This window comes from Alistipes sp. ZOR0009, assembly GCF_000798815.1.
Classification (GTDB): Bacteria; Bacteroidota; Bacteroidia; order Bacteroidales; family ZOR0009; genus Acetobacteroides.
In genome coordinates this window covers 65,037-78,598 of the sequence record NZ_JTLD01000022.1, presented here as the reverse complement: position 1 = coordinate 78,598, position 13,562 = coordinate 65,037, and the positions used below count along the sequence as shown (strand labels likewise).

General features: G+C 40.8%; 13 protein-coding genes. 9 read left to right on the top strand and 4 right to left on the bottom strand.

The window, feature by feature from the left end; translation table 11 throughout:
* From pstC to L990_RS07800, 5 genes are all read left to right on the top strand, one after another.
* A partial coding sequence (pstC, locus tag L990_RS07820; RefSeq protein ID WP_047447373.1) for a phosphate ABC transporter permease subunit PstC occupies positions 1-1,199 on the top strand: 1,199 nt, incomplete at its 5' end.
* Positions 1,200-1,209: 10 nt separating this feature from the next.
* On the top strand, positions 1,210-2,088 hold the full coding sequence (pstA, locus tag L990_RS07815) for a phosphate ABC transporter permease PstA (RefSeq protein WP_047447346.1): 879 nt from the start codon (positions 1,210-1,212) through the stop codon (positions 2,086-2,088).
* 1 nt (position 2,089) lies between these two features.
* Positions 2,090-2,842 carry a phosphate ABC transporter ATP-binding protein PstB gene (gene pstB / locus L990_RS07810; RefSeq protein ID WP_047447342.1) on the top strand — a complete coding sequence of 251 codons (753 nt, stop codon included), beginning with the start codon at positions 2,090-2,092 and terminating at the stop codon, positions 2,840-2,842.
* Between the two features lie 73 nt (positions 2,843-2,915).
* On the top strand, positions 2,916-3,578 hold the full coding sequence (gene phoU, locus L990_RS07805) for a phosphate signaling complex protein PhoU (protein ID WP_047447340.1): 663 nt from the start codon (positions 2,916-2,918) through the stop codon (positions 3,576-3,578).
* 172 nt (positions 3,579-3,750) lie between these two features.
* Positions 3,751-4,473: a head GIN domain-containing protein gene (locus L990_RS07800; protein WP_047447338.1), complete on the top strand. Its 723-nt coding sequence runs from the start codon at positions 3,751-3,753 to the stop codon at positions 4,471-4,473.
* A gap of 86 nt (positions 4,474-4,559) precedes the next feature.
* On the opposite strand, the gene L990_RS07795 is transcribed toward L990_RS07800, so the two are convergent.
* Positions 4,560-4,997: an Hsp20/alpha crystallin family protein gene (locus L990_RS07795; protein ID WP_047447335.1), complete on the bottom strand. Its 438-nt coding sequence runs from the start codon at positions 4,995-4,997 to the stop codon at positions 4,560-4,562.
* A gap of 418 nt (positions 4,998-5,415) precedes the next feature.
* Between L990_RS07795 and L990_RS07790 the strand changes: the two genes are divergently transcribed.
* The 4 genes from L990_RS07790 (at position 5,416) to L990_RS07775 (ending at position 8,581) form a co-directional block, all read left to right on the top strand.
* Positions 5,416-5,622 carry a hypothetical protein gene (locus tag L990_RS07790; RefSeq protein ID WP_156121433.1) on the top strand — a complete coding sequence of 69 codons (207 nt, stop codon included), beginning with the start codon at positions 5,416-5,418 and terminating at the stop codon, positions 5,620-5,622.
* A 160-nt stretch (positions 5,623-5,782) separates the two neighbouring features.
* Entirely contained in the window at positions 5,783-6,235 is a 453-nt protein-coding gene (locus L990_RS07785) for a hypothetical protein (protein WP_052180836.1), read from the top strand.
* 197 nt (positions 6,236-6,432) lie between these two features.
* Positions 6,433-7,062 carry an NAD(P)H-dependent oxidoreductase gene (locus tag L990_RS07780; RefSeq protein ID WP_047447328.1) on the top strand — a complete coding sequence of 210 codons (630 nt, stop codon included), beginning with the start codon at positions 6,433-6,435 and terminating at the stop codon, positions 7,060-7,062.
* 202 nt (positions 7,063-7,264) lie between these two features.
* The gene (locus tag L990_RS07775; protein ID WP_047447324.1) at positions 7,265-8,581 is read left to right on the top strand and encodes a YiiX/YebB-like N1pC/P60 family cysteine hydrolase; all 1,317 of its coding nucleotides are present in this window, start codon (positions 7,265-7,267) and stop codon (positions 8,579-8,581) included.
* Here L990_RS07775 and pbpC read toward each other — a convergent pair whose 3' ends face one another.
* The 3 genes from pbpC to L990_RS07760 all read right to left on the bottom strand — a co-directional run bounded on the left by pbpC (position 8,582) and on the right by L990_RS07760 (position 13,536).
* Positions 8,582-10,948 carry a penicillin-binding protein 1C gene (gene pbpC, locus L990_RS07770; protein ID WP_052180835.1) on the bottom strand — a complete coding sequence of 789 codons (2,367 nt, stop codon included), beginning with the start codon at positions 10,946-10,948 and terminating at the stop codon, positions 8,582-8,584. It abuts the gene before it with no gap.
* Between the two features lie 278 nt (positions 10,949-11,226).
* Positions 11,227-12,681 carry a hypothetical protein gene (locus L990_RS07765; RefSeq protein WP_047447320.1) on the bottom strand — a complete coding sequence of 485 codons (1,455 nt, stop codon included), beginning with the start codon at positions 12,679-12,681 and terminating at the stop codon, positions 11,227-11,229.
* Between the two features lie 315 nt (positions 12,682-12,996).
* Positions 12,997-13,536 (bottom strand): nuclear transport factor 2 family protein, encoded by a 540-nt coding sequence (locus L990_RS07760; RefSeq protein ID WP_047447317.1) that lies wholly within the window; start codon positions 13,534-13,536, stop codon positions 12,997-12,999.
* Positions 13,537-13,562: the final 26 nt, after the last annotated feature.

Sequence of the window (13,562 nt, the reverse complement as noted above, 5' to 3'; positions counted from 1 at the left end):
ACTTTAAAAGATTTATAGAAAAATTTGTAGAGGGAATTCTCTTTATGAGTGGCACCATTACCACCATTACGGTGCTGCTTATTGTGGTTTTTCTCTTCAAAGAAGGCTCTGGGCTGTTTAAAAATAGCGGCATGGAGAAGGGATTTGTGCTAGCAGTCAATAAGAGCAACCCTGTAAGAGATCTTTCGTCCTATGAAATTAAAGAAATTTTTGACCATAAAATTACTAACTGGAAAGATGTTAACGGAAAAAACCAGGAAATTCTGGTCTTTCATGTCGAAGATATTCTAAACTACTACACCGAAGATCAAGTTGGTGCCGAGTTTGAAAACCTACCAAGGTTACTTAACAACGTAGTCGATAGCCTTCCCAATATTATAGCCTATGTACCTGAAATGTACCTTGAGAAAGGCTTTAAGGGAGCAATCTTACCTCAGCACAAGCTAACCCTTTTGGAATTTTTCTTTGGGAAAGAGTGGTACCCAACCTCTCAACCATCTGCTCAGTTTGGGGCGCTACCGCTAATAACAGGAACACTTTGGGTAAGCCTTTGGGCCATCCTAATATCTTTACCATTAGGACTATCGGTTGCCATATATATGGCTGAAATTGCCAATCCAAAAGTACGAAACTGGCTAAAGCCTGTTATTGAACTATTAGCAGGCATTCCGTCTGTTGTTTATGGATTCTTTGGGCTGATTGTTGTTGTCCCTGTTATCCAACAAATTTTCAACCTTCCGGTTGGAGAAACAGCCCTTGCAGGATCCATCATTCTAGCAATCATGGCACTTCCTACGATTATAACCATTTCTGAAGATGCCATTCGTACAACACCTCGTGCTATGAAAGAGGCTAGCCTCGCCTTGGGAGCAACACATTGGCAAACCATATACAAGGTAGTTCTGCCCTATTCCAGCTCAGGTATTGCTGCTGCAGCTATTCTTGGAATTGGACGAGCCATCGGAGAAACCATGGCAGTACTTATGGTTACAGGAAATGCGGCTATACTACCACCATCATTGCTAGAACCTGTAAGAACCATACCTGCAACCATAGCGGCAGAAATGGGGGAAGCGCCTCAGGGAGGAATTCACTTCGAAGCACTATTCGCACTTGGAGCCATCCTGTTTATCATGACGCTTATAATTAATATAGTAGTCGACTTTATATCTAGCAAAAAGAAGCTATCTAAGCGATAACACAGCCAACATGAACAAAAAAAGAAACATATACCAATCAAAGCGCACCAACCAAAGCATTGCTTTTTGGATATTTAGGCTCTTCAGCGTGCTCGTTGTTGCCATACTTGTAACAATTTTATCCTTTATACTAATAAAGGGTATCGGGGTTATAAGCTGGGATTTTCTTACCAAGATGCCAGAAGATGGCATGACCAAAGGAGGTGTTTTACCAGCCATCATTGGAACGCTTTGCCTTGTGGGAGGTAGCATGCTGTTTGCCTTTCCAATCGGAATCCTTTCGGGAATATATATCAACGAGTATGCTAAAAACGGGATATTTGTGCGGTTTGTACGCATGATGACTAACAACCTTGCGGGAATCCCGTCCATCGTATTCGGAATGTTTGGAATGGCTCTTTTTGTTAACTATTTTGGATTTGGAACCTCCATTATTGCTGGATCGTTAACCCTTGGTCTGATGGTTCTCCCGATCGTTATTAGAACCACAGAAGAAGCTCTCAAATCGATTGACGACTCATTCCGACATGGTAGCTATGCGCTAGGTGCGTCAAAGTTAGAAACTATCAGAAGAGTTATTCTTCCAATGGCATACCCCAACATCGTAACAGGGTTGGTGCTATCAATTGGTCGAGTATCAGGAGAAACTGCACCCATTCTTTTTACGGCTGCAGCCTACTTCTTGCCAAAGCTACCATCGAGCATTCTCGATCCAGTAATGGCTCTTCCATACCACCTATACGTACTCTCAACCAGCGGAACGAACCTTGAAGCATCACGTAACATGGCCTACGGGACTGCTCTTGTACTGGTAGTAATGGTGCTAATTGTAAACCTTATGGCCAACGCGCTACGCAAGTTCTTCAGTAAAAAAGTAAAAATGAACTAAGATGTATAAGATAGAAGCAAAAGATGTAAATCTATATTACGGAGACTTTCATGCCCTAAAAGGGATCAGCATGAACATGAAACCAAACACGGTTACCGCACTAATTGGCCCTTCGGGTTGCGGAAAATCTACCTTTCTTCGTTCCATCAACAGGATGAACGATCTAATAGAGGGAGTAAAAATTACCGGACGTATTGCCGTTGATGGCGAAGACATCTACCGAAAAAGCATCAACATAGACGAATTGCGCAAGCAAGTGGGGATGGTATTCCAAAAACCAAACCCATTCCCAAAATCGATTTTTGAAAATGTGGCTTACGGTCTACGTGTAAACGGAGAGAAAAACCGCAGTTTCATAGAGGACAAGGTTAAGGAGTCACTAATTCAGGCGGCCCTTTGGGATGAAGTTAAGGATAAGATGAAGAAATCAGCCTTCGAACTTTCGGGAGGACAGCAGCAACGTCTCTGTATAGCACGAGCTTTAGCCATTTCACCATCCGTTCTACTAATGGACGAGCCAGCATCAGCGCTAGACCCCATTTCGACGGCTAAAATAGAAGAGTTGATATACGAACTCAAAGCCAACTATACCATAGTAATAGTAACGCACAACATGCAGCAGGCTGGACGTGTAAGCGACCATACCGCCTTCTTCTACATGGGAGAATTGATCGAGTTTGGGGAAACAAAAAAAGTGTTTACTAATCCCGATCATACGCAAACCCAAAACTACATCACCGGACGTTTTGGTTAATAGCTGAAAAACATTGCTTTTGCAGTGTATTTTTGATTAGCTAACTTAGTATCGTTGTAAAAACTGAAAGATTATGACACATCTAGATATAGAGCTGCAGCAGCTAAAAGCAGAAATGGGGAACATGCTTCATACCGTGCTATTCCAACTAGAAAAAGCCAAGGAAGCCTGCATGACGGGGAATACCGATCTTGCCCGTGAAGTAATTGCTCGAGAAAAAAGGGTAAATGCCTACGAACTCAAAATAGATCGCGACTGTGAAAATGTCATTGCGCTATTCAACCCTGTTGCAATAGACCTTCGCCTAGTGCTTTCCACCTTAAAGATAAATTCTAACCTCGAACGAATTGGAGACTTTGCAGAAGGTCTCGCTAAAATTTCGTTAGACCAACCAAACGGTTTCGATCCAGAACTTGCCAAACTAATTCGGTTTGATGAAATTTTTAATGATGCCGTGGAGATGCTTTCCGACGTAAAAGTTGCCTTCGAAAAGGAAAACTCTAAGCTCGCCGCCTCCACCCTCTCTAAAGACGACCTGCTGGACGATGTAAACCGCCAGGCTAACGGCCTTATCGAAGGCTTCATCAAACAAAACCCAGACAAGATATCCCAAGCACTCGACATGATATCCATTGTACGTAAGATCGAACGCATTGGAGATCACTGCAGCAACATTGCAGAAGAGATCATCTTCTACATTGAAGCAAAAGTACTAAAGCATCAAGGGAAGAAGTAAAACAGCAATATGCTACTATATAACGGAGGTTGAAAGTTATTTTCAACCTCCGTTTTCGTTACAAGCAAGGTATTAACCTCACCTTTTGTCGTACACCAATATTTATTACAACAAACTGTAACTTTTTAAAAATAGAAACGTCTTATTCAAAACTAAACTACAAAAACTCAACATGAAATTACTAAAGATTTCTGTGATGGCCATTGCACTTAGTGCTGCAATAACCACTACTGCTTTTGCAAAAAGCGTTTCAGACGAAAGTAAGGCAAAACGAGTATTCGTTCTAGGTAACTTCAGCACCGTATCGGTATCCTCGGGCATAGACCTTTACTTGGAACCATCAGCCAAAAATGAAGCAACTCTTATAACCGAGAAAAAGACGCTTAACGATGTCGAAGTTTCTCTTAAAGGCGAAAGGCTTGTAATTAAGTTAAAGCCTGCATTTATGAGAATAAACAGTTCTGACATTAAGGTCTACCTATCTTACAAGCAAATAAGAGGAATAGAGGCTTCTGGCGGAAGCGATGTTTACATGAATAATGGAGCAACCCTCAAAGCCAACGCTCTATCGTTAGATGCAAGCGGAGGTTCTGATCTAAAGCTTAAGATCGAAACAGAGAAATTAGATTGCTCCCTATCAGGCGGAAGCGATGCCGATCTATTTGGTTCTGCAACCTATGCAAATTACGACCTCAGTGGTGGAAGCGACGTTAAAGCAAAAGATCTTGCTAGTAAAATTTGCAAAATAGATGCTTCTGGAGGTTCTGATGCTACTGTTAATGTGAGTGAGGATATTAATGCTGATGCATCTGGCGCATCTGACATTTACTTCTACGGGAATCCTAAGAAAAGAAATATATCAGCATCAGGAGCATCCACTATAAAATCGAAGTAATCTGAATTTTTACATTAAATACGCAGAGCCTTAGGCTCTAAATAAGAAAAGCCGGCTATAAAAGTCGGCTTTTCTACTACTTTAACCTACGAAATGGCAATTTGTCGTACAGGTTTTGGCCTTGCTTCTTCGCGTTTAGGAATAGCTACACTTAAAATTCCATTCTCATACTTAGCATTAATCCTTTCATTATCTACCGTATTAGGTAAAGTGAAAGATCGGCTGAATGCTTGATAACTAAATTCCCTTCTTGTAAAATGCTCCCCTTCCTTAACCTCATTTTCCACCTTTTTTTCAGAAGAAATTGTTAGCACATCATGGTTGAGCTCTATCTTGAAATCCCCCTTATCCATTCCTGGGATAGCCATTTCGACCTCAAATCCCTCTTCGTTCTCTTTAATATTTACAGAGGGTAGCGTGGTGTTGGTTGTAGAGTAATTTCTGTTTGACCAATCCAACATATCATTTTCAAATAATCGCTCAAACAAGGTTGGAAGCTGGTTTGAAAAACGTGTAAGTGTCATGATTTAATCCTCCATTATTAGTTAAACATTAAACCGTTTTTAAGTATTTTCCAAAAGATGTACCACTCCAACCTAAAAGACAAAAAGGCACTAAAAATCTAAACAACAAGACATATTGACCTAAAAACACCAATATAAGAACCTACAAAATGACATTTTTTCATTTTCAGATCCTTAAAAACAAACCCGAACTCTATTTATTTTAAATCTTCAACTATTTCGAAAACCAAACATCTTTTCCATCCAAATAGCACCGCAATTCAAAAGCCCAACAACACACCGTGTTAACAAAGTTAATCAATAGCGCAATTTTACAACATGCTCGTTAAATGTGTATATTTATAGTAGTTGGGACGGTTGCTGAACGGTAATTATACCGCTCATTTATCATGTTTAATACTATCAATTTTTTTCTACCATGAGTGTAAACTATGCTGACTGTATGTATTTTAATGGAGAAAAGATGTGCCCTCTCAACGATCAAGAAAAGATTTTTATCTGGGAAGTTGAAAAGGAAGCATACGACGCCAACCTTTCATTTTCTGAAATGAAAGACTTAATGCGCTACTATATTACGGAATACGCTAAAATCAATATCAAAATTAGCTACCCCTACGAATTGTAGTGTGCATAAATTTAACTCCTAAAATTAGCGGCTCCATCTTATTTCTAAAGTAAGATGGATTTTTTTATCCCTTTTTCATTTGGATCCGATTTGAACCTCAAACCACCAAAATTGTTTGATATATAGTAGCATATGCGCTACTATATAAACTTGCAAAACTATGAGAAAGTATTTTACCATCATTGCACTAATTACGCTCTCATTGGGAGTTCAAGCACAGAATCCAATTCCATCAGGAGCAAGGTTCTTAAACGTGGGAGTAGGTTTTTCGAACCATGGAATACCTATTAACGCGGGGATGGACTTTGGGATTGGACATAACCTCTCTTTAGGTTTCGATGTTACCCATCGCTTTGACTACAAATTTGAAAACTGGGGTGTAGCCGGAACGTTCAACTACCATTTTAACCAAGTATTAAACATACCTAGCAATTGGGATTTTTATGCTGGCTTAAATGTAGGAGCCGCATTCGGGAATGGATACTCCGATGTAGATTTAGGTGCTCAAATTGGAGGCCGATACTTTTTTAATAGTAATATTGGAATCAATTTACAGCTAGGAGGAGGCAATAACTTTTCAGGAACGCGAGTTGGATTAACTTTTAAACTGTAGCAGCCATACAATTCAACATAAACAGCACGGAATTATCCGTGCTGTTTTATTTAAAGAGAGGCCAGAAGTTCCTAAAAAATCAAAATAGTGAAATATAATGCTAAACATATGCTACAATAGCATTGTTAGGAACACGCTTTTGAGATATCACAAGAAAAAGCAATTTTCAATTGTCAAATTTACACGCACAATAAAAAATGGAACTATTAAACGACCTAAACTGGCGCTATGCCACCAAAAGAATGAACGGAGAAAAGGTCTCTGACGAAAAAATTAACATCATACTTGAATCGATCAGACTTTCTGCTTCTTCGTTAGGAATACAGCCCTACCGCGTATTTGTTATAGAAAACCCAGCATTACGAGCCGAAATCTACGAAAAAGCATGTCAGCAGCCACAAATTGTTGAAGGTTCCCACATCATTGTTTTTGCCTCATTCAAAGAAGTAAATGGCAACCATGTTGATGAATATTTGGGAAGAATAGCACAAGAAAGAAATATGACGCCAGAACAGCTGGCTCCTTTCAAAGGCATGATAGATGGCTTTTTGGCGACACATACACCACAAGTTGTTTCGGAATGGGCAGCACGCCAAACCTACATTGCCTTAGGAACAGGCTTAGTTGCGGCTGCAGCCGAGAAGGTCGACTCTACACCAATGGAGGGATTCAACCCTGCGGAGCTAGACAAAATACTAGGTTTAGCAGAGAAAAATCTCAGAAGCGTTTCTATTTTGGCATTAGGATACCGAGATGAAAATACCGATTACTTATCAAAAGCAAAAAAGATACGCCTTTCTAAAGATGAGTTTTTCACCATGCTATAGTTTGGTTCACAAGTAAACAATTTACGTAGTTACAGATGCAGTTTAAGCTACTTAGTAGCCAGCAGCGTAGCAAACATTTGCTACGCTGCTTTCTGTTTATACTGGCAGTAGCAAGATATCAACAAATACTATTTCGATCTTTTTATCCTTTAACAATAAAGAATATCTTTGAGCTCCGACTTTCAAAAAACGACAACGGATAATGAAAAAACTAGCACTAGCTATCCTTACTATAACAAACGCTTTACAACTTCTAGCAGCGACACCTCAAGATACAACAAAACGTGATTCGCCTTACTACGCCAAACATCTAGGTACCCACATTTCAAAAATCATTGAATCCGAGAATAACCCAACTTGGATCATCGGAGGCAACAACAGCAACATCCTTTTTAGAATATCCCTCAAAGGAGAAATTTTGAATGTTTCTGAGCTCCTTAATCTCCCAAAAGAAACCGAATTTAGCGATGTTGTTGTAATACGCTCAAAACGAATTCTGGTTGGCACCAAAAACAAGTATGCGTTTCTGCTCCATAACAGAAAGGTAGAATGGCTAAACCAAGAGTATGGGCTACAAGATAGCAGCATCGTATCGTTTAGCTGGAATAAAAAACAAAAGCTGATTGAGGTGAATACCGCAACTTCTAGATACCTTGTAAAACATCACAATCAAATCCGCAACATTCGCTTTATTAAAATCAAGGATACGACCAGTACCTTTGACGATATTACCCAATTTTTCAAACGTAATTTTCGATGGAGGATTCAAAAAGGCATCTGTGTTATTGCTGCCGACATTGACTTTAGTTTCCGCGACCAAAAATACATTAGCAACGAAGAGTTGAATAAAATAAAGCAGCAGCTTTTGCCTGGCGATATTATCATAAAAAGAAATGATATGCAGCTTGCAAATGTGGGAATTCCTGGCTTTTGGACTCACTCGGGAATTTATGTAGGTAGCCTTACAAAAATAGATAGCACCTTTATGGGCATTCCAATGCTTGATGGGCAAAAACCCTCGGAATATATTTGCGACAACTATCCCGAGGTGTATGCAAGGCTTTTGAATAGCTCCAACATCATCATCGAAGCCATTGCAGATGGCGTAGTGCTAAACCCAATCGAACATATTGCCAAAGTAGACTATCTTGCTGCGCTTAGAACCAACCTTCAATGCGAGGATATCTTCAAATCATTGCTATCTGCTTTCGAATATCTAGACACGCCTTACGACTACCTGTTCGATTTTAGCAACGATAACGAGCTCGTTTGTAGCGAACTTATCTATCTTTCTTATTGCGCATCGCCAAATAAACTTGGTGTAAAGTTTGAAATGGGCGAGCTGCAAGGAAAAAGATTCTATTCGCCAAACGACTTTGCGAAACAGTTTTGCAAAGAATATAAGAAGCCTGAACAGCAGTTTAATCTCGTATTCTTTTTTGATGCCGAGAAAAACAATAAGCGCAGCGTAAAACGCAACGAAGTTGCATTTTCTAAAACGTGGAAAAGAAACAGATAGCTACCTCTGCTCCTCCCCTAAAATCTCGATATAACGCTTTAAAGATTCTCCACGACCATCAGTAAGCGTCAGCAAATGGCGACCAGGTTCGGCGTTTATGGCTACAGTGTGGTTCGTAATTGTTTGCCCGACGAGGGTCTCATCGAGATACCAGTAGATTGTTGCGGAAGGATTGCGATGGGCTGCTTTTAGTACCAGCAAGCTTCTTTCTCCCCCATTTTTCCGAGGAAGATACATTTTAGACGAAGCAAAAGGGTAAATTAACGACATGCTCGATCCATCTGTTAGTTCAGGCTCGCACCCCTCCATAAAAGGTGGCATTGGCTTATAGCCAAGGTGGGAAATTCGGTAAAACTGCTCCTGTGCAGGAGGTAGCACAAACCATGGTCGTATTGTCATTTCCGACACGCTAACACACTTATCTGTAACCTGAAACTTCCCACTCGGATCCAAGTGTAGCATCCGGTGAAAACCGCAAGGCATTGTTTTATTAATACCTCGAGGAATATGGCGCAGCACAGCAGAAGGACAAGCCTTACCTCTCTTCATCCCACTTTCAGGACAAACCTCTACAACCTGCATATCTGCCGTTGGCTTTCGAAACCATCCTGATGCAGGAAGCTGCGCAAAAATGTCAAACATTATTGGAGCAGCAACGCTAACGCCCATCAACCCCGCACGCCCATCACCACCTGCATTTCCGACCCAAACGCCAACAGCATATCGAGGTGTTACTCCAACAGCCCAAGCATCACGAAAACCAAAGCTGGTCCCAGTTTTCCAAGCCACCTTACTACGAGATGTAAACATTCTCCACTCGCCATCTTCCGTTGGTCGCGTAACATCGGATAACGCTTCCATTGTAAACCAGCATGACGATGGCGTAAAAACTTTGGTCGGGAAAAGTGTCCGTGCCCGATCCGCGTCATCAACAGCATAGTGTAAATCTAGCTTATCCTTCTCTGGAGCAGATAAAGTAGCTCCCATTGCCGAATACATACCTACCAAATCCCAAAGTTTTCCCTCTGCGCCACCCAATATAATTGACAAGCCGTAATGATCGGGCATTTTTGATATTGTTGACATTCCCATCCGCTTAACTAGCGCATTAAACTTTTCCATTCCATATTTTCGGAGTAAGATTACAAAAGGGATATTTAACGAGCGAGATAGCGCCTTATCAGCAGGAATCATTCCTTCAAAGTCGCGAGAAAAGTTCTGGGGAACATATCCCCCTATTGATATTGGAATATCGTCTACAAGCTGCTGAGGAAGAAGGTTTCCTTCACTTAATAATCCAGCATAAAGAAATGGCTTTAGCAAGCTGCCATAGCTTCTTGGAGATGTAATTATATCCACCTTTCCGCCTAAACCATCGCCTTGCGTATTGGTATTTCCAACATAAGCTTTTACCTCTCCTGTTCGAATATCTACAACTATCGCTGCAGCATTATTTATTTCATTAAATCGAAGAACCTCATAGTGGCTATTCACAACAGATGCTACCTGCCGCTGTAAAGGTAAATCGAGCGTTGTTTTTACCCGTTGTCCTAAGTAACCATCAGCAATAGCACGCGTTAATAAATGAGGAGCCACCATTGGAATGGCCTGTGGCTGCAGCGGTAATGGCTCTAACAGCGATAAACGGTAGCTTTCTTCATTTAGAGTTCCATTATCGTAAAGTCTTTTAAGCAACCTATTTCGTTTTTCCAAGAGTAATCCCCTATTTCTTCCTGGATGAATTAGCCCTGGCGCATTGGGCAGCACAGCAAGTGTTGCCGATTGTGCCCAGCTGAGCTTATCTGGCGAAACTCCAAAAAATCGCCACGAGGCAGCCTCAATTCCCACCACATTACCTCCAAAAGGGGCATTCGACGCATATTTTACAATGATGCTTCGTTTAGAATACCTAAGCTCAGTCCGTAAAGCAAGCAGCATTTCGTACAGCTTATCCCAATACCCTCTATCTTTCGCATTACGGCTAATCCGCACCAGCTGCATTGTAATGGTACTTCCCCCACTTTTTACTTTCCCAGCCGACACATTTTGTTTAACTGCCCGCAACATCGAAATCGGATTTACACCAGGGTGATAGTAGTAATAGCTATCTTCAAACTCGAGCAGGCATTGCTCGTACTTATACGGAATAGAGTCTGCCTCTGGAAAACGCCACTGACCATCGGTAGCAATTACTGCCCCTAGCAGATTCCCTGCGGCATCCTCAACCACGGTAGAACATGGCGAATTTACCCTTGCAGGAGGCAGCAGCAAAAATGCAACAACGAATAGTGCGATAATCCAAAATATCGGACGCTTGACCCAGCAAGCAAATCTGTTTTTTATCTTTTGTAGTACTATTTTATCCATCAATCTTAAAAAAATCATCCTTTCACCCCTCAACAACTTGCCATTATAGTTTTCCCTATATGCCCATTTATGCAATGTACATGTATACAATACATTCTTCAGGTTGCGAAACATGCCTCTATTTCTTCCTTAATCGGACTATAAGCCACCGATCATCGGCTCCGCGTCCACTCCTGAACTGAATAATTCGATGAATATAAAAAGTTAAAAGCACAATTCCATAAAAAAAGTCGGTTGCACCAGCGGCACAACCGACTATCCTATAAAATAGTAATTAGCTAGTTTGGATCGTAGTAATGTAAATCTCCTGTAGAACCAGCAAACAGCAAGCTATCCTGACGAAGCTGTAATATTACAGGCGTATAGCTATCTGTAAGCGCATTAACCGGATTATCAGCTGTTCCATAAAAGGTTAATGCCTTCAGGTTGTTTAATCCCTTTGCATTATTAAAACCCTCTACCACCGAATCGTTTACCGTAAATGCCAGCTGGCTATGCGAATAGTAAAAATGACCATCGCGAGCTAACCATTGCGATTGTACCGACTGGTTGTAAACCCCACAGGTTATGCCCTTAAACTTACCTGCTTCACCATTTAATATCGCACTATTTGGATCGGTATAAACGTAGTAAACCTTATCGCAGCCATCAGCATTAAATATAATGGAGTTGCGATTTGCAGCTACGCTATAATCCAAAATTTGCATACCGCCAGAAGGAATTATTTGCTTAAATAGCGGATAGTTATCGGCAGCGGCACCATTCTCTTTCGACATATCCACAGTTCTTCTTAACCGCTGCAAACGATGGTCTAAGCAAATCTCAATACCATAATCGGCAAATCCTACATACGAAGGATTAAACCTCGCGTTGGTAGAGAGCGGCGTTGTTTGCTTATCGCCATTCAAGATGCTATACGAAGGGTAATTGCCAATCCATTCGGTAATCATACCGTTGTGGCTTATGCTTCCGTCCGAATTAAAAACGCCCATCGTTAAATCGACCGTAGACTCGTACTGCTTTTCATAAACAAAAACTTCGATATCAGGCATCATTGTTTTATTCAACCTGAAGAACGCACCTCTGTTACGTACCGTGCAAAGGGGATTCCCTCGTGATACGAGCATGAAATTGTTTAAATCATCAAGAGCGCTACCATTTGCCATTAGCTTGTTGGATGGAATGTGCTCCTGCTTAACAAAATGACGACTCCAACGTGCTTTGGGGTCACCGTTAGTCGCTTTAAAAAGATGAGGTGGCAAAATTGCATTTAGCTGATTCTGACGCTCAACCACCTCGTCGGAATTGAGAAATTCCTCGTAGTTATCGATGTTACTTGTAAGTACAGAGCCAATAACCACTTCGTAGTAGTTATTATCGTTAGGAATACAAGCCTTTAGCTTATCTCTCAAGGTTAGTACAATGTAATCGAAAGGATAGCTTACTCCATCAACCTTTACGTTAGGATATGGACCGGCCTGGCTATGAAAGAAAAATTCAGGAATAACAAAGTGACGGTTGTAGGTTTTAAAGCTTGGTAAAACCTTTTGAAATGTTTCCAAAACAAGGGTAATACGGGCATCAATATCCTTACGGATTTCGCTTGCCGACGAATTGTTGTCAATTCCATTCCATTGTCCAACCACCCAAGGGCAGTTTGGATCGTTAATTACAGGTTCAAGATAGGATGGTCCTGTATATAGGGACCATGCTGCGAAGTCGAATTGTTGCATAATATTTAGTTTAAAAGTACCTTCTAATTGTATACGATTTCCTCAATATTCTTAAACCAACTTCGTTACGTTCAACAATCGCTATAAAACAATGCCTACTCCAAACAATACTTCAACTTCTCCTTTTTCTACAATTAAAAAAACAGACTCTTAAATATAGTGAAATTTTTAGATAATCCAAGAAAAAGGCAGGTCAATTATTATTCTTTGCCATCACTTCTTCTTCAAAACAAAAACACCTTATCAGACTATGGTCTGATAAGGCGCTAAAATCCAAGCTAACATATTTTCGTTAGGGTAAAGTCTTGCCGTAACTTACCTACTGATTAGTTCTTTTATTATTGCATCCTCTTCAACCGCCTTCTGCTCAACTACTTTTTTTGTTTGGCTGTTGGGAACTGTCATCGACAACACATACTGCTGTACTTTCCATATACCACCTTGTCGTACAACAACACCAGAACCTCGACATATCTTCATTTGGGTATTTAGCAGCTCGTCAAACCAAGCAATATCGCCAGCTTTACCCATATATATATGACGTTGAATGGAAGTGAAGCTCCAAGTTCTCTTTTTATCAAAGTAAGGTTTAGCCCAAAGCATGTAGCGTTGCTTATCCCAATGCTCGGTGGCATCTGTACCAATAAATATCGCGTCGTCGGCAAAAAAGCTGAAGTAACGATCATAATCGGCCTTTGCTGCTGCCACATTAAAGGAGTCGAGCATTGCCCCTATCTGATTTTGGCTAGCAGAATCGCTATTCTGCTTTACCGTTGATGTTTTTGCCAGCTGTCCGCAGCCAAAAAGGAATAGCATAAGGCCAACTATTCCAGCACTATTTACTCCTACCTTCATTTGTTTGATGCTATAAATAAAGAGCG

What these genes read in the sequence shown, in the direction of transcription:
- pbpC (WP_052180835.1), bottom strand. Translation starts at nt 10,948, where the DNA reads ATGGATAAAATAGTACTACAAAAGATAAAAAACAGATTTGCTTGCTGG.
- L990_RS07785 (WP_052180836.1), top strand. Translation starts at nt 5,783, where the DNA reads ATGAGAAAGTATTTTACCATCATTGCACTAATTACGCTCTCATTGGGA.
- pstA (WP_047447346.1), top strand. Translation starts at nt 1,210, where the DNA reads ATGAACAAAAAAAGAAACATATACCAATCAAAGCGCACCAACCAAAGC.
- L990_RS07765 (WP_047447320.1), bottom strand. Translation starts at nt 12,681, where the DNA reads ATGCAACAATTCGACTTCGCAGCATGGTCCCTATATACAGGACCATCC.
- L990_RS07790 (WP_156121433.1), top strand. Translation starts at nt 5,416, where the DNA reads ATGAGTGTAAACTATGCTGACTGTATGTATTTTAATGGAGAAAAGATG.
- phoU (WP_047447340.1), top strand. Translation starts at nt 2,916, where the DNA reads ATGACACATCTAGATATAGAGCTGCAGCAGCTAAAAGCAGAAATGGGG.
- L990_RS07775 (WP_047447324.1), top strand. Translation starts at nt 7,265, where the DNA reads ATGAAAAAACTAGCACTAGCTATCCTTACTATAACAAACGCTTTACAA.
- L990_RS07780 (WP_047447328.1), top strand. Translation starts at nt 6,433, where the DNA reads ATGGAACTATTAAACGACCTAAACTGGCGCTATGCCACCAAAAGAATG.
- L990_RS07795 (WP_047447335.1), bottom strand. Translation starts at nt 4,997, where the DNA reads ATGACACTTACACGTTTTTCAAACCAGCTTCCAACCTTGTTTGAGCGA.
- L990_RS07800 (WP_047447338.1), top strand. Translation starts at nt 3,751, where the DNA reads ATGAAATTACTAAAGATTTCTGTGATGGCCATTGCACTTAGTGCTGCA.
- pstB (WP_047447342.1), top strand. Translation starts at nt 2,090, where the DNA reads ATGTATAAGATAGAAGCAAAAGATGTAAATCTATATTACGGAGACTTT.
- L990_RS07760 (WP_047447317.1), bottom strand. Translation starts at nt 13,536, where the DNA reads ATGAAGGTAGGAGTAAATAGTGCTGGAATAGTTGGCCTTATGCTATTC.